General features: G+C 56.5%; 26 protein-coding genes and 2 tRNA genes. 26 read left to right on the forward strand and 2 right to left on the reverse strand.

Annotated elements, in window-relative coordinates:
* Nucleotides 1-11 precede the first annotated feature (11 nt).
* Nucleotides 12-776 carry a DeoR/GlpR family DNA-binding transcription regulator gene (locus tag CHU94_RS15910; protein WP_094481675.1) on the reverse strand — a complete coding sequence of 255 codons (765 nt, stop codon included), beginning with the start codon at nucleotides 774-776 and terminating at the stop codon, nucleotides 12-14.
* Between the two features lie 114 nt (nucleotides 777-890).
* Between CHU94_RS15910 and CHU94_RS15915 the strand changes: the two genes are divergently transcribed.
* From CHU94_RS15915 to CHU94_RS16010, 20 genes are all read left to right on the forward strand, one after another.
* Nucleotides 891-2,492, forward strand: coding sequence for a glycerol-3-phosphate dehydrogenase/oxidase (locus tag CHU94_RS15915; protein ID WP_094481677.1), 1,602 nt, complete (start codon nucleotides 891-893; stop codon nucleotides 2,490-2,492).
* 193 nt (nucleotides 2,493-2,685) lie between these two features.
* Complete coding sequence (gene rplN / locus CHU94_RS15920; RefSeq protein ID WP_007861702.1) at nucleotides 2,686-3,054, forward strand: 50S ribosomal protein L14; 369 nt, start codon at nucleotides 2,686-2,688, stop codon at nucleotides 3,052-3,054.
* 9 nt (nucleotides 3,055-3,063) lie between these two features.
* The gene (rplX, locus tag CHU94_RS15925; RefSeq protein ID WP_094481679.1) at nucleotides 3,064-3,384 is read left to right on the forward strand and encodes a 50S ribosomal protein L24; all 321 of its coding nucleotides are present in this window, start codon (nucleotides 3,064-3,066) and stop codon (nucleotides 3,382-3,384) included.
* A gap of 2 nt (nucleotides 3,385-3,386) precedes the next feature.
* Nucleotides 3,387-3,926, forward strand: coding sequence for a 50S ribosomal protein L5 (rplE, locus tag CHU94_RS15930; protein WP_094481681.1), 540 nt, complete (start codon nucleotides 3,387-3,389; stop codon nucleotides 3,924-3,926).
* Nucleotides 3,927-3,934: 8 nt separating this feature from the next.
* The gene (gene rpsN, locus CHU94_RS15935; RefSeq protein WP_094481683.1) at nucleotides 3,935-4,240 is read left to right on the forward strand and encodes a 30S ribosomal protein S14; all 306 of its coding nucleotides are present in this window, start codon (nucleotides 3,935-3,937) and stop codon (nucleotides 4,238-4,240) included.
* Between the two features lie 18 nt (nucleotides 4,241-4,258).
* Nucleotides 4,259-4,654 carry a 30S ribosomal protein S8 gene (gene rpsH, locus CHU94_RS15940; RefSeq protein WP_094481685.1) on the forward strand — a complete coding sequence of 132 codons (396 nt, stop codon included), beginning with the start codon at nucleotides 4,259-4,261 and terminating at the stop codon, nucleotides 4,652-4,654.
* 24 nt (nucleotides 4,655-4,678) lie between these two features.
* Nucleotides 4,679-5,212 carry a 50S ribosomal protein L6 gene (rplF, locus tag CHU94_RS15945; protein WP_094481687.1) on the forward strand — a complete coding sequence of 178 codons (534 nt, stop codon included), beginning with the start codon at nucleotides 4,679-4,681 and terminating at the stop codon, nucleotides 5,210-5,212.
* Between the two features lie 11 nt (nucleotides 5,213-5,223).
* A complete protein-coding gene (rplR, locus tag CHU94_RS15950) occupies nucleotides 5,224-5,589 on the forward strand; it encodes a 50S ribosomal protein L18 (protein WP_094481689.1) in 366 nt (121 codons plus the stop codon).
* Nucleotides 5,590-5,606: 17 nt separating this feature from the next.
* Nucleotides 5,607-6,131 (forward strand): 30S ribosomal protein S5, encoded by a 525-nt coding sequence (gene rpsE, locus CHU94_RS15955; RefSeq protein WP_094481691.1) that lies wholly within the window; start codon nucleotides 5,607-5,609, stop codon nucleotides 6,129-6,131.
* A gap of 14 nt (nucleotides 6,132-6,145) precedes the next feature.
* Nucleotides 6,146-6,328 (forward strand): 50S ribosomal protein L30, encoded by a 183-nt coding sequence (gene rpmD, locus CHU94_RS15960; protein WP_094481693.1) that lies wholly within the window; start codon nucleotides 6,146-6,148, stop codon nucleotides 6,326-6,328.
* 9 nt (nucleotides 6,329-6,337) lie between these two features.
* Complete coding sequence (gene rplO, locus CHU94_RS15965) at nucleotides 6,338-6,769, forward strand: 50S ribosomal protein L15 (RefSeq protein ID WP_094482793.1); 432 nt, start codon at nucleotides 6,338-6,340, stop codon at nucleotides 6,767-6,769.
* A 24-nt stretch (nucleotides 6,770-6,793) separates the two neighbouring features.
* Complete coding sequence (gene secY / locus CHU94_RS15970; protein ID WP_094481695.1) at nucleotides 6,794-8,104, forward strand: preprotein translocase subunit SecY; 1,311 nt, start codon at nucleotides 6,794-6,796, stop codon at nucleotides 8,102-8,104.
* Nucleotides 8,105-8,219: 115 nt separating this feature from the next.
* Nucleotides 8,220-8,333 (forward strand): 50S ribosomal protein L36, encoded by a 114-nt coding sequence (rpmJ, locus tag CHU94_RS15975; RefSeq protein WP_012348927.1) that lies wholly within the window; start codon nucleotides 8,220-8,222, stop codon nucleotides 8,331-8,333.
* A 24-nt stretch (nucleotides 8,334-8,357) separates the two neighbouring features.
* The gene (gene rpsM / locus CHU94_RS15980) at nucleotides 8,358-8,723 is read left to right on the forward strand and encodes a 30S ribosomal protein S13 (RefSeq protein WP_087496073.1); all 366 of its coding nucleotides are present in this window, start codon (nucleotides 8,358-8,360) and stop codon (nucleotides 8,721-8,723) included.
* Between the two features lie 15 nt (nucleotides 8,724-8,738).
* Nucleotides 8,739-9,143 carry a 30S ribosomal protein S11 gene (gene rpsK / locus CHU94_RS15985; protein ID WP_094481697.1) on the forward strand — a complete coding sequence of 135 codons (405 nt, stop codon included), beginning with the start codon at nucleotides 8,739-8,741 and terminating at the stop codon, nucleotides 9,141-9,143.
* Between the two features lie 81 nt (nucleotides 9,144-9,224).
* Nucleotides 9,225-9,848, forward strand: coding sequence for a 30S ribosomal protein S4 (gene rpsD, locus CHU94_RS15990; protein WP_094481699.1), 624 nt, complete (start codon nucleotides 9,225-9,227; stop codon nucleotides 9,846-9,848).
* A 107-nt stretch (nucleotides 9,849-9,955) separates the two neighbouring features.
* Nucleotides 9,956-10,945, forward strand: coding sequence for a DNA-directed RNA polymerase subunit alpha (gene rpoA / locus CHU94_RS15995; protein WP_094481701.1), 990 nt, complete (start codon nucleotides 9,956-9,958; stop codon nucleotides 10,943-10,945).
* 107 nt (nucleotides 10,946-11,052) lie between these two features.
* Nucleotides 11,053-11,448 carry a 50S ribosomal protein L17 gene (rplQ, locus tag CHU94_RS16000; protein WP_094481703.1) on the forward strand — a complete coding sequence of 132 codons (396 nt, stop codon included), beginning with the start codon at nucleotides 11,053-11,055 and terminating at the stop codon, nucleotides 11,446-11,448.
* A 22-nt stretch (nucleotides 11,449-11,470) separates the two neighbouring features.
* Nucleotides 11,471-11,547, forward strand: a tRNA-Met gene (locus CHU94_RS16005).
* Nucleotides 11,548-12,063: 516 nt separating this feature from the next.
* A complete protein-coding gene (locus tag CHU94_RS16010; protein ID WP_094481705.1) occupies nucleotides 12,064-13,038 on the forward strand; it encodes a chemotaxis protein in 975 nt (324 codons plus the stop codon).
* Nucleotides 13,039-13,234: 196 nt separating this feature from the next.
* Here CHU94_RS16010 and CHU94_RS16015 read toward each other — a convergent pair.
* Nucleotides 13,235-13,310, reverse strand: a tRNA-Gly gene (locus CHU94_RS16015).
* Nucleotides 13,311-13,433: 123 nt separating this feature from the next.
* On the opposite strand from CHU94_RS16015, the gene CHU94_RS16020 reads away from it, so the two are divergent.
* From CHU94_RS16020 to CHU94_RS16045, 6 genes are all read left to right on the forward strand, one after another.
* Nucleotides 13,434-14,237, forward strand: a complete 804-nt coding sequence (locus CHU94_RS16020; protein ID WP_094481707.1) for a plasmid replication/partition related protein — start codon at nucleotides 13,434-13,436, stop codon at nucleotides 14,235-14,237.
* 164 nt (nucleotides 14,238-14,401) lie between these two features.
* Nucleotides 14,402-15,574 carry an ABC transporter substrate-binding protein gene (locus tag CHU94_RS16025; protein WP_094481709.1) on the forward strand — a complete coding sequence of 391 codons (1,173 nt, stop codon included), beginning with the start codon at nucleotides 14,402-14,404 and terminating at the stop codon, nucleotides 15,572-15,574.
* Nucleotides 15,575-15,701: 127 nt separating this feature from the next.
* Entirely contained in the window at nucleotides 15,702-16,577 is an 876-nt protein-coding gene (locus CHU94_RS16030; RefSeq protein ID WP_094481711.1) for a branched-chain amino acid ABC transporter permease, read from the forward strand.
* Entirely contained in the window at nucleotides 16,574-17,563 is a 990-nt protein-coding gene (locus CHU94_RS16035) for a branched-chain amino acid ABC transporter permease (RefSeq protein ID WP_094481713.1), read from the forward strand. Before CHU94_RS16030 ends, CHU94_RS16035 begins: the two co-directional genes overlap by 4 nt.
* Complete coding sequence (locus tag CHU94_RS16040; RefSeq protein WP_094481715.1) at nucleotides 17,560-18,351, forward strand: ABC transporter ATP-binding protein; 792 nt, start codon at nucleotides 17,560-17,562, stop codon at nucleotides 18,349-18,351. Before CHU94_RS16035 ends, CHU94_RS16040 begins: the two co-directional genes overlap by 4 nt.
* Nucleotides 18,348-19,073: an ABC transporter ATP-binding protein gene (locus CHU94_RS16045; RefSeq protein ID WP_094481717.1), complete on the forward strand. Its 726-nt coding sequence runs from the start codon at nucleotides 18,348-18,350 to the stop codon at nucleotides 19,071-19,073. Before CHU94_RS16040 ends, CHU94_RS16045 begins: the two co-directional genes overlap by 4 nt.
* The last annotated feature ends 21 nt before the right edge of the window (nucleotides 19,074-19,094 follow it).

Here is a 19,094-nt window from a genome sequence, read left to right on the forward strand (position 1 = left end):
ATGGGGCGGGGTTAGTGGGCAATGTGCAGCTGCACGCCGGCGTCGGCCAGCAGCTGGGGAAAGGGGTCGGGAGGGGCGGCGTCGGTAAACAAGCGGTCCACCTGCGAGAGCTGGCCCACCTCCACCATGGCGGGGCGGTTGAACTTGCTGGCGTCGGCGGCCATCCAGACCTCACGGGCGTGCGACAGGATGGTTTGCGCCACCTTGACTTCGCGGTAGTCATAGTCGCGCAGGGTGCCATCGGCTTCGATGCCGGAGATACCCATCACGGCCAGGTCCACCTTGAACTGGCGGATGAAGTCGACCGCCGCTTCTCCCACCACGCCCTGGTCACGCCCGCGCACCACGCCGCCGGTGACGATGACCTCGGTTCTGGGGTTGGCGCTGAGGATGCGGGCCACGTTCAGGTTATTGGTGATGACGCGCAGCCCGCTGTGTTCGGACAGCGCATGGGCCACGGCCTCGGTGGTGGTGCCGATGTTGAGGATCAGCGAACAGCCATTGGGCACGGCGGCGGCCACGGCACGCGCAATGCGCGACTTGCCCTCGGCGTTCAGGCTCTCGCGCTGCTGGTGGGCAATGTTCTCCGTGGTGGAGCTGGGCACGCGCACGCCGCCGTGGAAGCGCGCTAGCAGGCCTTCATCCGCCAGGCGCTGCACGTCACGGCGCACGGTCTGCAGCGTCACCTGCAAGTGTTCGGCCAGTTGCTCCACCGACACCGATCCCCGTGCCTGAACCAAGGAGAGCAGGGTGAGCTGGCGGGGATTGGGTTGCATGGTGGCGGCCGTGTTGCAAAAGTAGTCGGACTATAAGCGAAGAAAAACGCGTTGAAAAGTGACAAAACGAATCAAAAGGAATAATATCGAGCATTCTTTCGATCGGTAATTGCCATGCCCTCTGTTGCTACCCCCTTACCCACCCGCCGTGAAGACCTGATGGCCCGTTTGGCGCAGGACCACACCTATGACCTGGCCGTGGTGGGCGGCGGTGCCACCGGTTTGGGCGTGGCCCTGGATGCCGCAGCCCGCGGCCTGCGTGTGGTGCTGGTTGATTCGCATGACTTTGCCAAAGGCACCTCGTCGCGGGCGACCAAGCTGGTGCACGGGGGGGTGCGCTACTTGGCCCAGGGCAATATCTCGCTGGTGCGCGAGGCCCTGCACGAGCGCACCACGCTGCTGAACAATGCCCCGCACCTGGCGCAGCCCCTGGCCTTTGTGATGCCTTCATACCAGTGGTGGGAAACCCCTTTCTATGGGGCTGGCTTGGTGGCCTATGACGCACTGGCTGGCAAGGCCGGGCTGGGGCGGACCGAGTTTTTGGGGCGGAACGCTGCGCTCAAACTCTTGCCCACGGCGCAACCGCAAGGCCTCAAGGGCGGGGTGAAGTACTGGGATGGCCAGTTCAACGACGCGCGGCTGGCCTTGGCTTTGGCCCGCACTGCTGCCACCAAGGGCGCGCTGCTGGTGAATTACTGCCGGGCGACAGACCTCACTTATATAGATGGCAAGGTGCAGGGGCTGCTGTGTGAAGACACGCTGACTGGCCAGCAATACCCGGTCAAGGCGCGCTGCGTGGTCAATGCCACGGGGGTGTGGGTGGACGAGTTGCGACAAAAGGATGGCGATGCAAACGCCGCCGACGGCCGCCAACCCACCAAGCCCATGGTGGCGCCCAGCCAGGGAGTCCATATCGTGGTGGATCGGGAGTTTCTGGGGGGCGATACGGCTTTGATGGTGCCCAAGACTGCGGATGGCCGGGTGCTGTTTGCAGTGCCCTGGCTGGGCAAGGTCATTTTGGGCACGACGGACACGCCGCGCCATGATCTGGCGCGAGAGCCGCTGGCTTTTGAAGAAGAAATCGAATTTATCCTGTCCGAATCGGCCCGCTATCTGCGCAGAGCTCCAACCCGGGCCGACGTTCGCAGCGTCTGGGTGGGATTGCGTCCCCTGGTCAAGCCGCAGGATGACGACGGCAACAGCACCAAAGGCATTAGCCGTGAACACACGGTGCTGGTCAGCCGCAGCGGCCTGGTGACGGTGACGGGTGGGAAATGGACCACCTACCGGGCGATGGCCGAAGACGTTCTTGAAAAATGTGCAGAAAAACAGCTGCTGCCCCGACGCTCAGCGGGTGTCACAGTGCATTTGAAGCTCGTGGGCGCCACTTCATGGTCTGGGGCTTCTCAGTCCGTGAGTCTGCCCCCTGGCTTGCCGAGTTACGGCGATGAGCAGGATGTGGTTGGTGGGATGCCGGGTAGCGAGGTCGAGTTGGCACCCGGGTTGACTGAGGGCATGGTGCGTTTTGCAGCCCGCTATGAATATGCGGTGACCGTGGAAGATGTTTTGGCTCGTAGGTCACGCCTCTTGTTTCTGGATGCCGCATTGGCACAGACACTTGCCCCAAGGGTGGGCGCAATCTTGCAAGAAGAGACCGGCTTACCGCCCCTCCCGGAGGAATTTACCGCATTGGCGCAACAATATTTGCTTTCTTAAGCAAAAAAGCTATTGACGAAGCATGGCGGGGCAGGCACAATCGTGGGCTTCGCTTGAAAAAGTATGAAGGTTCTGCCCAAATGAAAGCAGCATGAGTGGTTCGTGTTGCCGACAGCGGGCCCAAGACTGACTGGTTGATGGTGTATGCCGCAGTGGCACATGCAATCTTCTGGTGCAAGTTGGGAATATTGAAATGATCCAAACTGAATCTCGATTGGAAGTTGCCGACAACACCGGCGCTAAGTCCGTCCTGTGCATCAAGGTGCTGGGTGGTTCTAAGCGTCGCTATGCGTCTGTGGGCGACATCATCAAAGTTAGCATCAAAGAAGCCGCTCCCCGTGGCCGCGTCAAAAAAGGCGAGGTTTACAGTGCAGTGGTGGTACGTACTGCCAAGGGCATCCGCCGTGGCGACGGTTCTTTGGTGAAATTCGACGGCAACGCTGCAGTGTTGCTCAACGCCAAGTTGGAGCCTATCGGCACCCGCATCTTTGGACCAGTGACCCGCGAACTGCGCACTGAAAAGTTCATGAAGATCGTGTCCTTGGCTCCTGAAGTTTTGTAAGGACCCGCCATGAACAAGATTCGCAAAGGCGACGAAGTCATCGTTATCGCAGGTCGCGATAAGGGTAAGCGCGGAGTTATCTCCTTGCGCAAAGACGATTCCCATGTGGTAGTCGAGGGTATCAACTTGGTGAAGAAGCACACCAAGCCAAACCCCATGAAGGGCACCACGGGCGGCATCGTTGAAAAGACCATGCCCATCCATCAGTCCAATGTGGCCATTTTCAATGCGGCTACCGGCAAGGCTGATCGTGTTGGTATCAAAGTGCTGGCTGACGGCAAACGCGTTCGCGTTTACAAGTCCAGCGGCGAAGAAATCAAGGTGGCATAACCATGGCACGTCTCCAACAACACTATCGCGAAAAAGTGGCGCCTGAGCTGACAGCCAAGTTTGGCTACACCTCGCCCATGCAAGTGCCCCGTTTGACCAAAATCACCCTGAACATGGGTGTGAGCGAAGCGGTTGCCGACAAGAAGGTCATGGACAACGCCGTGAGCGACCTGACCAAGATCGCGGGCCAGAAGCCTGTTGTGACCAAATCCAAGAAAGCTATCGCTGGATTCAAGATCCGTGAAGGCCAGGCGATTGGTTGCATGGTGACCCTGCGCGGCGTTCAGATGTATGAATTCCTGGATCGTTTCGTGACCGTGGCTTTGCCTCGAGTGCGCGACTTCCGTGGTATTTCTGGTCGTGCGTTTGATGGCCGTGGTAACTACAACATCGGCGTCAAAGAGCAGATCATTTTCCCTGAGATTGAATATGACAAGGTCGATGCCTTGCGCGGCCTCAATATCAGCATCACCACAACGGCCAAAACCGACGAAGAGTGCAAGGCGCTGCTCGCTGGTTTCCGCTTTCCGTTCAAGAACTGAGGTCACCTATGGCAAAAATGGCTTTAATCCAACGCGAGCTCAAGCGTGATCAGCTGGCTGCCAAGTACGCGAAAAAATACGCGGAACTGAAGGCGATCGCTGGTGATGCAAAACGCTCTGACGAGGAGCGTGCTGAGGCCCGTTTGGGTCTGCAGAAGCTGCCTCGCAATGCAAACCCCACACGCCAGCGCAACCGCTGCTCCATTACGGGTCGTCCCCGTGGAACGTTCCAGCACTTCGGTCTGGCACGTGCGAAGATTCGTGAAATGGCCTTTGCTGGTGAAATCCCCGGCATTGTCAAGGCTAGCTGGTAAGCGATAGGAGAACTGAACATGAGTATGAGTGATCCCATCGCCGATCTGTTGACACGCATCCGCAATGCACAGATGGTTGCAAAAACAACCGTGTCTGTGCCCTCCTCCAAAGTGAAGGTTGCGATTGCCCAAGTGTTGAAAGACGAAGGCTACATTGACGGTTTCAAAATTTCCACCGAAGGTGGAAAGGCCGAACTGGAAATCGCCCTGAAGTATTACGCCGGTCGCCCTGTGATCGAGCGTATTGAGCGTGTGAGCCGCCCTGGCCTGCGCGTATACCGTGGCAGCGAAGCAATCCCCCAGGTCCAAAACGGCCTTGGCGTTGCCATCGTGACCACCCCCAAGGGTGTTATGACTGATCGCAAAGCGCGTGCCTCCGGTGTTGGTGGCGAAGTGCTGTGCTACGTCGCTTAACACTACATTGAGGAGTAAGAAACAATGTCCCGTGTAGGCAAACTTCCTGTCGCCATTCCCGCAGGTGTTGAAGTATCCATCAAGGCTGATCAAATCAGTGTGAAGGGTACCGGCGGCACGCTGCAACTGGCTCAAAACAGCCTGGTGAATATCGCTAACGACGCTGGCAAGCTGAGCTTCCAGCCCGCCAACGAATCCCGTGAAGCTGACGCAATGACTGGCACGTTCCGTCAATTGGTCAACAACATGGTGGTTGGTGTGACCAAGGGTTTTGAGCGCAAGCTGACCCTGATTGGTGTGGGTTACAAGGCGCAAGCTTCTGGCAACAAATTGAACTTGGCTGTGGGTTACTCCCACCCCGTCAATTTGGATATGCCTGCTGGCATTACCGTGGCAACGCCCACGCCCACTGAAATCTTGATCAAGGGTGCAGACCGCCAACGTGTTGGTCAGATTGCAGCTGAGATTCGTGCGATTCGTCCTCCCGAGCCTTACAAGGGCAAGGGCATCCGTTATGCGGATGAAAAGGTGACGATCAAAGAAACCAAGAAGAAATAAGGAGCTGCAACATGTTGACCAAAAAAGAGCAGCGTCTTCGCAGAGCCCGTCAAACCCGCATTCGCATTGCAACGCAAGGCGTGGCGCGTTTGACAGTGACACGCACCAACTTGCACATCTACGCCAGTGTTATCTCCGGCGACGGCGGCAAGGTTCTGGCCAGTGCATCCACTGCGGAAGCAGAAGTGCGCAAAGCCCTGGGTACAGTTGGCAAAGGCGGCAACGTCGCTGCAGCCCAGATCATTGGCAAGCGCGTGGCTGAAAAAGCCAAGGCCGCTGGCGTCGAAAAGGTTGCGTTTGATCGCTCCGGTTTCGCCTACCACGGTCGCGTCAAGGCGCTGGCAGATGCAGCGCGTGAAGCTGGCTTGCAGTTCTAAGCAGATCGGAAATAAAGATGGCTAAAGTTCAAGCAAAAATGCAAGGTAAGGCCGAGGGTCCAGAAGACGGTCTGCGCGAGAAGATGATCGCGATCAATCGCGTCACCAAAGTGGTGAAGGGCGGCCGTATTCTCGGTTTCGCTGCTTTGACCGTAGTGGGTGATGGTGATGGTCGCATCGGCATGGGTAAAGGTAAATCCAAGGAAGTTCCGGCAGCAGTGCAGAAGGCTATGGAAGAAGCCCGCCGCAACATGCTCAAGGTTTCCTTGAAAAACGGCACCATCCATCACAAGGTGATGGGTCATCACGGCGCTGCCAGTGTCATGATGGCACCGGCCCCGAAAGGTACCGGCATCATTGCTGGCGGCCCCATGCGCGCAGTGTTTGAGGTGGTTGGTATTACGGACATCGTGGCGAAGAGCCATGGTTCTTCCAACCCTTACAACATGGTTCGCGCCACTTTGGATGCCCTGTCTGTGTCTACGACGCCGTCGGAAGTTGCAGCCAAGCGCGGCAAGACGGTTGAAGAACTCTTCGCCTAATCGAGGAATTCATAATGACAACACAACAAACTGTGAAAATCCAATTGGTGCGTAGCCCGATTGGTACGAAAGAGTCGCATCGCGCTACCGTACGCGGTCTGGGTCTGCGCAAGCTCAATAGCGTCAGCGAACTGCAGGATACCCCTGCTGTGCGCGGCATGATCAACAAGATCGCCTATTTGGTGAAGGTGCTCTAAGGATTCATGATGGAACTCAATAACATCAAGCCTGCAGCTGGTGCAAAGCACGCCAAGCGTCGTGTGGGTCGCGGCATCGGTTCTGGTCTGGGTAAGACTGCTGGTCGCGGTCACAAGGGTCAGAAGTCCCGTTCCGGTGGTTACCACAAGGTTGGTTTTGAAGGCGGTCAGATGCCTATGCATCGCCGATTGCCCAAGCGCGGTTTCAAATCGCACTTGCTGCAATTCAATGCAGAGATCACCCTGACTTCTTTGGAGGCATTGGGCTTGTCTGAAGTGGATCTGCTGGCTCTGAAGCAAGCTGGTCTGGTGGGTCAGTTGGCCAAGGTTGTGAAGGTTGTCAATACCGGGGCAATTGCCAAGGCTGTGAAGCTGAATGGTATTGGTGCCACTGCTGGCGCCAAGGCTGCTATCGAAGCAGCTGGCGGAAGCGTCGCATAAGTTGGCTTAGGCGAAAGTTAGCACGTGGCAACAAGCGCAGCTCAAACAGCAAAGACAGGTAAGTTCGGCGATCTGCGTCGTCGGCTTGTCTTTTTGCTGCTCGCTCTAGTGGTTTACCGCTTGGGCGCACACATACCAGTTCCAGGTATTGATCCTGCACAGCTACAGCAGTTGTTCAATGGTCAGCAAGGTGGCATATTGAGTCTGTTCAATATGTTCTCTGGTGGTGCGCTCTCTCGCTTCACGATCTTCGCTCTGGGGATCATGCCGTATATCTCGGCATCCATCGTGATGCAGCTGTTGACTTACGTCTTGCCGGCCTTTGAGCAATTGAAGAAGGAAGGCGAAGCAGGTCGTCGCAAAATCACACAGTACACCCGCTACGGGACTCTGGGGTTGGCATTGTTCCAATCCTTGGGAATCGCAATGGCGTTGGAGGCTTCTGCCGGTTTGGTCATTGCGCCTGGTTTCGGGTTCCGCATGACAACAGTAGTGACGCTGACTGCCGGCACCATGTTTCTGATGTGGTTGGGGGAGCAAATTACCGAGCGTGGTTTGGGGAACGGAATTTCCATTCTGATTTTCGGCGGTATTGCGGCAGGTTTGCCAAGCGCTGTGGGTGGTTTGCTGGAATTGGTGCGTACAGGCTCCATGAGTATCATCGTAGCTTTGCTGATCGTCGCCCTTGTGGTGTTGGTCACTTACTTTGTTGTGTTTGTGGAGCGAGGGCAGCGGAAGATCCTGGTGAATTACGCTCGTCGTCAGGTGGGCAACAAGGTATACGGTGGGCAATCGTCTCACTTGCCCTTGAAGCTGAACATGGCTGGAGTGATCCCTCCTATCTTTGCTTCATCCATCATCCTGTTGCCGGCGACAATTGCAAACTGGTTTAGCTCTGGCGATTCCATGCGCTGGCTGAAAGACATCTCTAGCACACTGAGCCCAGGGCAACCTGTGTATGTGATGTTGTATGCGGCTGCAATTGTGTTTTTCTGCTTTTTCTATACGGCTCTGGTTTTCAACAGCCGAGAAACAGCAGATAACCTAAAGAAAAGCGGTGCGTTCATTCCTGGTATCCGTCCAGGTGACCAAACTGCTCGCTACATTGACAAGATTTTGTTGCGTTTGACTTTGGCTGGTGCGATTTACATTACTTTTGTGTGTTTGTTGCCCGAGTTCCTGATCCTCAAATACAACGTTCCTTTCTACTTCGGTGGAACTTCCTTGTTAATTATTGTTGTTGTGACAATGGATTTCATGGCCCAAGTACAGAACTACATGATGTCGCAGCAATATGAGTCATTGCTCAAGAAGGCAAATTTCAAAGCCTCTTGATAAGGCAATCGACATAGAGGTGATGGTGGGTTGTCCATGGCAACTCAATATAGTTAGAGCGCAGGTTCCGCGCGAATCAAAGTCGGAACGGAGCGAAGAGTTTTAGGAGAGAAAAATGAAAGTTTCGGCTTCGGTCAAGAAAATTTGCCGCAACTGCAAAATTATCCGTCGCAAAGGCGTTGTGCGCGTGATCTGTACAGATCCACGTCACAAACAGCGTCAGGGTTAATTGCAAGAGTTTTAGAGGACGAAAATGGCACGTATCGCTGGCATCAACATTCCGCCGCATCAGCATTCTGAAATTGGCTTGACAGCCATTTTTGGTATCGGTCGCACTCGCGCTCGCAAGATCTGCGAAGCTTGCGGCATTGCTTACTCCAAAAAAGTCAAAGACTTGACTGATAGTGATTTGGAGAAAATTCGCGATCAAATCGCTCAGTTTACAATTGAGGGTGATTTGCGTCGTGAAACAACCATGAACATCAAGCGTTTGATGGATATTGGTTGCTACCGCGGCTTCCGCCACCGCCGTGGCTTGCCCATGCGTGGTCAGCGCACCCGCACGAATGCACGTACCCGCAAAGGCCCGCGTAAGGCTGCTGCGTCCTTGAAGAAATAATTGGGATAAACCAACATGGCAAAAGCTCCCTCCAACAGCGCAGCACAGCGCGTTCGCAAGAAAGTCCGCAAAAACGTTGCGGATGGCATAGCGCATGTGCACGCTTCGTTCAACAACACCATCATTACGATCACAGATCGCCAAGGCAATGCTCTGTCTTGGGCTTCGTCTGGTGGTCAGGGTTTCAAGGGTTCGCGTAAATCCACTCCTTTTGCCGCTCAAGTGGCATCCGAAGTGGCTGGTCGCGCAGCTCTGGAACAAGGTATCAAGAATCTGGACGTCGAGATCAAGGGCCCCGGTCCTGGCCGCGAATCCTCGGTTCGTGCCTTGGCAGCACTGGGCATCCGCATCAACATGATCGCTGATGTGACTCCTGTGCCGCACAATGGTTGCCGCCCTCAAAAGCGTCGCCGCATCTAATTTTTAACAAGCCCACCGCCGTCAACTTTCGTTGACGGCTCCCGCATTTTTATGCGGAAGATGACATAGAAGGAAGTTCAAGTGGCACGCTATCTCGGCCCCAAGGCCAAACTCTCCCGCCGTGAAGGCACGGACCTGTTCCTGAAGAGCGCACGACGCTCTATCGGTGACAAAGCAAAATTCGATTCCAAGCCAGGTCAGCATGGACGCACTTCGGGTGCCCGTACTTCTGATTACGGTTTGCAGTTGCGCGAGAAGCAAAAAGTCAAGCGTATGTACGGCGTTCTCGAACGTCAGTTCCGTCGCTATTTTGCTGAAGCTGATCGCCGCAAGGGCAATACTGGTGCGAACTTGATGTCCTTGCTGGAGTCCCGTTTGGACAACGTCGTGTATCGGATGGGCTTCGGTTCAACACGCGCTGAGGCTCGCCAGCTGGTGTCTCACAAAGCGATCACTGTAAACGGCAGCGCTGTGAACATTCCGTCTTACATGGTTAAGTCCGGTGACGTGATTGCAGTTCGCGAAAAGTCCAAAAAGCAAAATCGTATTGTTGAAGCCCTGCAACTGGCCCAACAGGTCGGTATGCCAGCTTGGGTTGAAGTCAGCATTGAAAAAGCCGAAGGTACCTTCAAGTCGGTTCCCGACCGTGATCAGTTCGGCGCAGACATCAACGAATCGTTGATCGTCGAACTGTATTCGCGCTAATAGCATCTGAGTCGTTGAAATCGTTCCTATGTCGCGGGGCACCGCGATATAGGTGCTTCACCAGCCTTACTGACGTAACGAGTCGGGGGTATTGAGAGGAAGTTTGAATGCAAAATAGTTTGCTGAAGCCCAAGTCCATTAGCGTTGAACAGACAGGTGTCAATCGCGCCAAAGTTGCATTAGAGCCGTTTGAGCGTGGCTACGGCCACACATTGGGCAACGCCTTGCGCCGCGTGCTGTTGTCCTCCATGCCTGGATTTGCAGCAACCGAAGTGACCATTGCGGGCGTACTGCATGAGTACTCTTCGATTGACGGTGTGCAAGAAGATGTTGTGAATATTCTCTTGAACCTCAAGGGTGTGGTGTTCAAGCTTCACAACCGCGAAGAAGTGACTTTGAGCCTGCGCAAGGATTCTGAAGGCGTTGTCACTGCAGCTGACATTCAGACGCCCCACGATGTCGAGATCATCAACCCCGAGCATGTCATCGCTACGCTGTCCCATGGCGGCAAGTTGGACATGCAAATCAAGGTTGAAAAAGGTCGCGGTTACGTTCCGGGTAGTATGCGTCGTTACGCGGATGAGCCCAATAAGTCGATTGGCCGCATTGTTTTGGATGCGTCGTTTTCACCGGTCAAGCGCGTGAGCTACACCGTGGAAAGTGCCCGCGTGGAGCAGCGCACCGATTTGGACAAGTTGGTCGTCGAGATTGAAACCAACGGGGCATTGTCCGCAGAAGATGCCGTGCGCGCCTCCGCCAAAATTCTGGTTGAACAACTGGCCGTGTTTGCACAGCTGGAAGGCAGCGAGTTGGCTGCATTTGATTCGCCTGCACCGCGCGGCAACACGCAGTTCGATCCCATCTTGCTGCGTCCCGTGGATGAGCTGGAGTTGACAGTGCGTTCCGCTAACTGCCTGAAAGCAGAAAATATCTATTACATCGGTGATCTGATCCAGCGCACCGAGAATGAGCTGCTGAAGACACCTAACTTGGGTCGCAAGTCGCTCAACGAAATCAAGGAAGTGTTGGCCTCTCGCGGCTTGACTTTGGGAATGAAGCTGGAAAGCTGGCCTCCCGCATCCTTGGAAAAGCGCTAATACGCGCTTCCACTAAAAGCGTTAACTTGAATTGGACCCCTTCTGGGGTTCCGTGCCACGGGCAGTACCTAATACGGCTGCCTGTCTAATAACTGAAGGAAACTACCATGCGCCACGGACACGGACTACGTAAACTTAACCGCACAAGCTCGCACCGCTTGGCAATGCTTCGCAACATGATGAATTCGTTGATCGAACACGAAGTCATCAAGACTACGGTCCCAAAGGCCAAGGAGCTGCGCCGCGTTGTTGAGCCCATGATCACTTTGGCCAAAGAAGCCACTGTGGCAAACCGCCGCTTGGCATTTGACCGTCTGCGTGACCGCGACAGCGTCACCAAGCTGTTCGATGTGCTGGGACCCCGGTTCAAGGCTCGTCCTGGTGGCTATACCCGCATCTTGAAGATGGGCTTCCGCGTTGGGGACAATGCGCCCATGGCCTTGGTTGAGTTGGTGGATCGTGCTGAAGAAGTTTCTCAAACTTCTGATGCAACCCAAGCGTAATAGGTTATAATTTATGTCTTGACGCGGAGTGGAGCAGCCTGGTAGCTCGTTGGGCTCATAACCCAAAGGTCGTTAGTTCAAATCTAGCCTCCGCAACCAATAGATACGTGGGATTCCACGACAGCAAAGGCTCACTTCTGTGAGCCTTTTTTGTTTTTGGCCCAAGTTTGGCCCATCCCTGGCCCAATCTTGGCCCACCGAAAATTAGCACTTAGCGTTGTGACTATTGGGTGTTGGCCCAAACACAATGAAAAGAGCGGATTCAAAAGGTCATGCGAAATAGCCTACGCATACAAGCGTCGGTTCTGCAGCGGAGGTGGTCGCTCAGCAATTGACTATGGGGACCAGCAATGGGCCAGTTGCGGTCCTCGACCAATGACGGCTTTGAAGCTCCATGGCGTCTAGTGAATCCGGGGCGATTCAATCGTGGCCCATGCTTCGCATAGTCAGTACGCGCTCCAGCATTGATCGCTGTGTCGACGATGTGGGCTGAATCCTTTAATTCTTCATACCCATGGAGCGGGTAACGCGCAATAATGTTCGCAAAGACAGCTTTGCCAGCTGCAGCAGTATGGGGGCTCGACCCATGCGTTCACTACTCATGCAGGACCATCCATGAACATCTCGCCCTTAACAGAGAAAAAACACTCGGTCGCAGGCCAAAGTGCCAGTGGTCGCTTGGAGTTGCTACTGTTCCGCTTGGGGCAGGCACGTGACTCTAAACAGCGCGAGCTGTTTGGTATCAACGTGTTCAAGGTCCGCGAAATCGTAGTAGCGCCACACATTACCTCGATTGTGAATGCGCCGCCCCATGCCCTCGGTCTTGCGAATGTGCGTGGTCAGTTGATTCCTGTGATTGACCTGCCTGGACTCGCGGCATGCGACCCGCAAACCAATACCCAGATTGTTCTGGTTACAGAGTTCGCGCGTACAACGCAGGCCTTCTTGGTTGACGAGGTTGTTGAGATTGTGCAATTGGAATGGCGTCATTTGCTTGCTGCGGACAGCAGCAGCTCTATGCTGCTGTCCGGTGTTGCACGCATTGATGGTGATACGCCCGACTCACGATTGGCGCAGGTGCTGGATGTCGAGCAGATACTGCGCGATGTCTTGCCCGGTGGGAACAACAATTCAGATAAAAACGCCAGTCTCGCCAAACTCCGCTTGCCAGAGGGCTCGGTGATACTGGCAGCGGAGGACTCTGCGGTCGCACGCATGCTGGTTGAAGAAAGCCTCAAAGCGATGGGTGTGCAATTCGTGGCACTCAAAAATGGACGAGAAGCCTGGGATCGTTTGATCAGTTTGCAATCCGAAGCTTTAGCGCAAGGTAAACGTGCACGTGACAAGGTCGCACTGGTATTGACGGATTTGGAAATGCCCGAAATGGATGGGTTTACGCTGACACGCAATATCAAGCAGGATGCCCGCTTCGCGGGCATACCTGTGATTGTTTATTCGTCGTTGACAGGTACCGCCAGCGAAGGCCACGCAAGCAGCGTGGGTGCGGATGCGTATGTTGCCAAGTTTGAGCCGCACGAGTTGGCCGACTCCATTGCCAAGACTCTGGCAGAACGGCATCTGCTCCCCTAGAGCTTGCCATCATCTCGGTGGGTTGCCTCGCTTGATTGCAATGGCGCAATCAAACGAGGAGTCACGTTGATAGATGCAGGAATCCGAGCTCCAGGAGTAACGACACAACTTTTGGTGTCAAATCCCAGTGCAAGGAAAAACTGTTGACGATGAGGTGGGGGAGGATGGGCAGCTTTAAAGGGCTGCGCATAAAAAATGGAGCGGGAAAAGAGTCTCGAACTCTCGACCTCAACCTTGGCAAGGTTGCGCTCTACCAACTGAGCTATTCCCGCATTTAGAAGAGAGATTGTAGCTCGGATTTGATGCCAATTATTCTTGGCGGCGAATAAAGTCTCGGGTGGCGTCGTGAGTTCGTCTCTCTACAATCCAGCTCCCCTGCAATACACCGCTACCCCATGGACATCGTTGTCAACGAATCATTGAAAGCTTACATCGACCCACTCACGGAGGATGAGCATGCGGCGCTGGAACGCAGCATTCTGGCTGAGGGCTGCCGTGACGCATTGGTGTTATGGGGCAATGTATTGGTGGACGGGCACAACCGCTATGGCATCTGTCTGCGGCATGGCTTGCCTTATCAAACTGTACAGAACACCCTATTCCAGTCCTTGGAGGACGTGCATCTCTGGATGATTGATCAACATCTGGGTCGACGCAGTGTGTCCGATTTCCAGCGAGGTGTGCTGGCATTGCGCAAAAGAGAAATTCTTGCGGAGCGCCGACAGCAATCGGCCAATGTGGAGAGTGCATTGGCGCCTGATACGGTACCTGACGCGGGCGTTGTATCCAATATGGTGGTGCCCGATACGATGAAAACCCGAGAGGACATCGCCAAGGCGGCCCGCTTGAGCAGCAGCCAGGTGGTCATGATTGAGAAGATCCAGAAACAGGCGGCTCCTGAGTTGGTCGCAGCAGTCAAAGCAGGTGCAATCTCCATCAATGCGGCGGCGGCTGTCGCCACGCTACCCGCGCAAGAACAAGTGGCCGCAGCAACTGCAGGCAAAGATCAGCTCAAACAGGCCGCCAAACGGGTGCGGGAAGCTAGGCGATCCGCGCGCGAACAGATCGCCATGCAGGCAAGCCCCGATAGCGCGGATTCCGCCGTGTCGCCGCTGATGGCCTTGCAGCAGCGCGTCGCAGCTCTGGAGGCAGAAAACGCCGACTTGCGCCAGCAACTGGCCGCTTTACAAGCTGTATAGGGCCGCCAGAAAAGAGAGTGCGTTGAAACTGCAAAAGTCAGAGGTTTTAGGTACCGGTTATTGCAAAATGCTATATCAAAGTGAGCCGAATCGCGATTGCACAAGTACGGTTTAGGCGCGATATTGCGGGCAGTGTGAAATGAAAAACTTCTAGGAGACAACACATGAAAAAACGTCACTTTTTGCATGCCACAGCGCTGGTAGGCTTTGCCTTGGCGGGCTCCGGCGTAATAGCCCAAGACAATGTCTTCAAGATCGGCTTGGTATTGCCCATGACCGGCCAGCAGGCCACCACTGGCCGCCAAATTGAAGCCGCCGCCAAGCTGTACATGGCGCAAAACGGCGACACCGTCGCGGGCAAAAAAATCCAGCTCATCATCAAGGATGACACCAGCATTCCTGATGTGACCAAACGCATGGCACAAGAGTTGGTGGTCAACGATAAAGTGAACGTGCTGGCTGGTATGGGCATTACGCCCTCGGCGCTGGCAACAGCAACCATTGCAACGCAATCCAAAACCCCCTTGGTGGTCATGGCGGCTGCCACCTCCAGCATCACCGAAGCTTCGCCCTACATCGTGCGCACCAGCTTCACGCTGCCCCAAGCGGCCGTGGCGATCGCGGATTGGGCGCCCAAGAACGGGATCAAAAAAGTTGTGACGCTGGTGTCTGACTATGGTCCCGGCATCGATGCAGAGCGCTTCTTTAAGGACCGCTTGACCTTTAATGGCGGCACCATCGTGGAATCCCTGCGCGTGCCCATGCGCAACCCTGACTTTGCGCCCTTCCTGCAGAAAGTGCGTGACCTGAAGCCGGATGCACTGTTTGTGTTTGTGCCCTCTGGCGCAGGTGCTGCAGTGATGAAGCAGTTCTTGGAGCGTGGCATGGACAAGGCCGGTATCAAGCTGATTGGTCCCGGCGACATCACCGATGACGACCAATTGAACGACATGGGCGACGGCGCTTTGGGTGTCGTCACCTCGCACCACTACTCGGCAGCCCATCCCTCGGCGCTGAACAAGAAGTTTGTCGAATCTTTCAAGAAGGCCAACAACAACCTGCGTCCCAACTTCATGGCCGTGGGTGGCTACGACGGCATGCGCGTGATTTACGAAGCCCTCAAGGCCACCAAGGGCGCTGGCGGCGGTGATGCGCTGCTGGCAGCCATGAAAGGCCAAATTTTTGAGAGCCCGCGCGGCCCCATTTTCATCGATGCACAAACCCGAGACATCGTGCAAAACATTTACCTGCGCAAGGTCGAAAAGAAGGACGGCCAGCTCTACAACATCGAGTTCGATGTCATCAAGGATGTGAAAGATCCCGGCAAAAACCGCTAACCCGGAATGTGACCGCATACCCTGGCGGTAGCAACCCAAGCAGGCAAAAAAGCGATGGCCCGTCCCTCGCTTTTTTGTTGCCCAAAACTTGCCCTGGGGGCCTGGAATAACCAGCGACTGACAAACTATGTTGACCATACTTTTTGACGGCATCGCCTATGGCATGCTGCTGTTCATCCTCGCCGTAGGCTTGGCAGTGACCATGGGTCTGATGAACTTCATCAACCTCGCACACGGCGCCTTTGCCATGGTGGGCGGCTACATCACGGTGCTGCTGATGCAGCGCCTGGGCGTACCTTTCCTCTTGTGCCTGCCAGCGGCTTTTATTGGCGCAGCCTTGTTGGGTGGACTGTTGGAGCGCACGCTGTATCGTCCGCTGTACCACAAACCCCACCTGGACCAGGTCTTGTTCTCCATCGGCCTGACCTTCATGGCCGTGGCCAGTGTGGACTACTTTGTCGGCTCCACGCAGCAAATCGTGCAACTGCCTGAGTGGCTCAAGGGCCGTACCGAACTCGGTGAGGGCGCCTGGATGCTGGGCATGGGCCACTACCGCCTTTTCATCATCGCCGTGTGCGCAGCCCTCACGATTGCCCTGCAGTACATCCTGACACGGACGCGATTTGGCAGCCGCCTGCGCGCCTCCGTGGATGACCAGCGTGTGGCTGCCGGTCTGGGAATCAACGTTAACGCTGTCTTCCTGTCTACTTTCGCCGTGGGTTCTGGCTTGGCGGGCTTGGGCGGTGCGCTCGGGGCCGATGTGCTTGGCATGGATCCCACCTTTCCCCTCAAATTCATGATTTACTTTTTGATCGTGGTCGCCGTGGGCGGCACCTCCAGCATCACAGGCCCCTTGCTGGCCGCCCTGTTGCTGGGCATTGCCGACGTGGCCGGCAAGTACTACATCCCCAAGCTGGGCGCCTTCATCGTCTACAGCCTGATTATTGTGATCTTGGTGTGGCGCCCGCAAGGCCTGTTTGTGCGCAAAGGGGGCAAAGCATGAGCGCCGATTCCAAACCCAATATCTTGCTTGCCGCGCGCCGCTGGCGCTGGTGGGAGGTCGTGCTGTGGGCCGCGGCCCTGGCATCGCCATGGGCCTTGTCGGGCCATGCACTCATCATCAACGAGATTGCCATCGTCGCGCTGTTTGCGCTCTCGTTAGACCTCATCTTGGGCTACACCGGCATCGTCTCGCTGGGCCACGCGGCCTTCTTTGGCATGGGCGCCTACTCGGCAGCTCTGTTTGCCAAACACATTAACCCGGACCCACTGGTTGGTATGGCTGTGGGTATCGGTACGGCCACCGTGCTGGGCGCCATATGCAGCGTCACTATCCAGCGTGGCACCGACCTCACGCGTCTCATGGTGACTCTGGGCGTGGGCCTGATCCTCATGGAGCTGGCCAACAAGCTCGACTGGCTCACCGGTGGTGCCGATGGACTGCAGGGTGTGATGATGGGGCCGGTGTTAGGCCGCTTTGAGTTTGACCTGTATGGCCAGGTGGCTGCGTGGTATTCCATCAGTATCTTGTTGCTCGTGTTTGTGCTGGCACGCCGCTTTGTCGGCTCGCCTTTTGGTGCCACGCTCAAGGCCATTCGTGACAACCGTTTGCGTGCCATGGCCATTGGCATTCCAGTGGCCAGCCGCCTGGCGGTGGCTTACACCGTGGCCGCTGCCGCAGCAGGCGCCGCCGGCGCGCTCTTGGCGCAGACCACGGGCTTCGCCTCGCTCGATGTGTTCGAGTTCCACCGCTCGGCCGACGTCATGCTGGTGCTGGTGATTGGCGGCGTGGGCTGGTTGTATGGCGGGGTCGCAGGAGCCTTGATCTTTAAGCTCATGCAAGATTTCATCTCCAGCATCACCCCGCAGTATTGGACCTTCTGGATCGGCCTGTTCTTGGTGGTGCTGGTGCTGGTCGGCCGTGAACGCTTGGTGCGCCCATGGACCTGGTTCGGTTCCAAGAAGAACAAGACGGGAGGTGCCGCATGAGCAGCCCCACGAAGAATAACGCTGTGCAAACTGTCCTCAGCGCCCAAGGCCTGGTGATGAAGTTTGGCGGCATCACGGCCACCAACAACGTTACGTTGGACCTGCACAAGGGTGCCCGCCACGCGCTGATCGGCCCCAACGGCGCGGGCAAGACCACGCTCATCAACTTGTTGACCGGCGTGTTGCAGCCCACCGAGGGCAAGATCATTCTGGAAGGCCAAGACATCACCGACCTGGCGCCGCACCAACGCGTACGCCGTGGCATGGTGCGCACCTTCCAGATCAACCAGCTGTTTGACACCTTGACCTCGATGGAAACCTTGGCCATGGTGGTCAGCCAGCACACCGGGCTGGGCAGCAAGTGGTGGCAGGCGCTCGGCAGCAACCGCCGCGTGATTGAGCGCTGCGAACAGCTGCTGGAGCAGTTCCACCTGACCGAGGTGATGGCGCAGGAAACGCGGGTGCTGGCCTATGGCAAACGCCGCCTGCTGGAAATCGCGATTGCGCTGGCTTGCGAGCCACGCGTGCTGCTGCTGGACGAACCCGTGGCCGGCGTGCCGGCGGGCGAACGCGAAGAGCTGCTGCAAACCGTGGCTGCCCTGCCGGCCGATGTATCCATCCTTTTGATTGAACATGACATGGATCTGGTCTTCAGCTTTGCCAAACGCATGACGGTGCTGGTCAACGGCACGGTGCTGACCGAAGGCGACCCCGAACAGATTGCCAACGACCCGCAAGTCAAGGCGGTGTACCTCGGCCACGCCGAAGGTGAGGAGGCCCACGCATGACCGAGCTGCTCAAAGTCTCAAATCTGAGCGCAGGCTACGGCGAAGCCGTGGTGCTGCATGGCGTGTCCGTCAGCATCAACGAAGGCGAAACCCTGGCGCTGCTGGGCCGCAACGGCACCGGCAAGACCACTTTCATGAACACCTTGGCTGGTGCCACGCGCCAGCATGGCGGCAGCATCACGCTGGGTGGCGCAGTCCTGCACAAGTTGCCGCAGCACGAGCGTGCGGCCGCCGGCATTGGCTGGGTGCCGCAGGAGCGCAACATCTTCAAGTCGCTCACGGTGGACGAAAACCTCACCGCGGTGGCGCGCCCGGCCCGCGCCGGCCGCAAGGCCGCGATGTGGACGCCCGAGCGTGTGTACGAGCTGTTCCCCCGTCTGGCCGAACGCAAGACCAACCTGGGCACCCAGCTCTCCGGTGGCGAGCAGCAGATGCTGGCCGTGGGCCGCGCGCTCGTACTCAACCCCACCCTGTTGCTGCTGGACGAGCCCTGCGAAGGATTGGCGCCCATCATCGTGCAGGAGCTGTTGCGCGCCATCCGCCGGATCACCCGCGACGAAGGCTTATCGGCCATCATCGTGGAGCAGCACCCGCAGGCGATTTTGGCGATCAGCGATACGGCGGCCGTGCTGGACCGGGGCACCGTGGTGCACAGCGGCACGGCGCAAAGCCTGCGCGAGCAACCCGAGCTGCTGGACAAGTTGCTGGGCGTTGCACGTTGATTATTTTGCTATTCATTTGAT

It is taken from the genome of Rhodoferax sp. TH121 (assembly GCF_002251855.1).
Classification (GTDB): Bacteria; Pseudomonadota; Gammaproteobacteria; order Burkholderiales; family Burkholderiaceae_C; genus Allorhodoferax.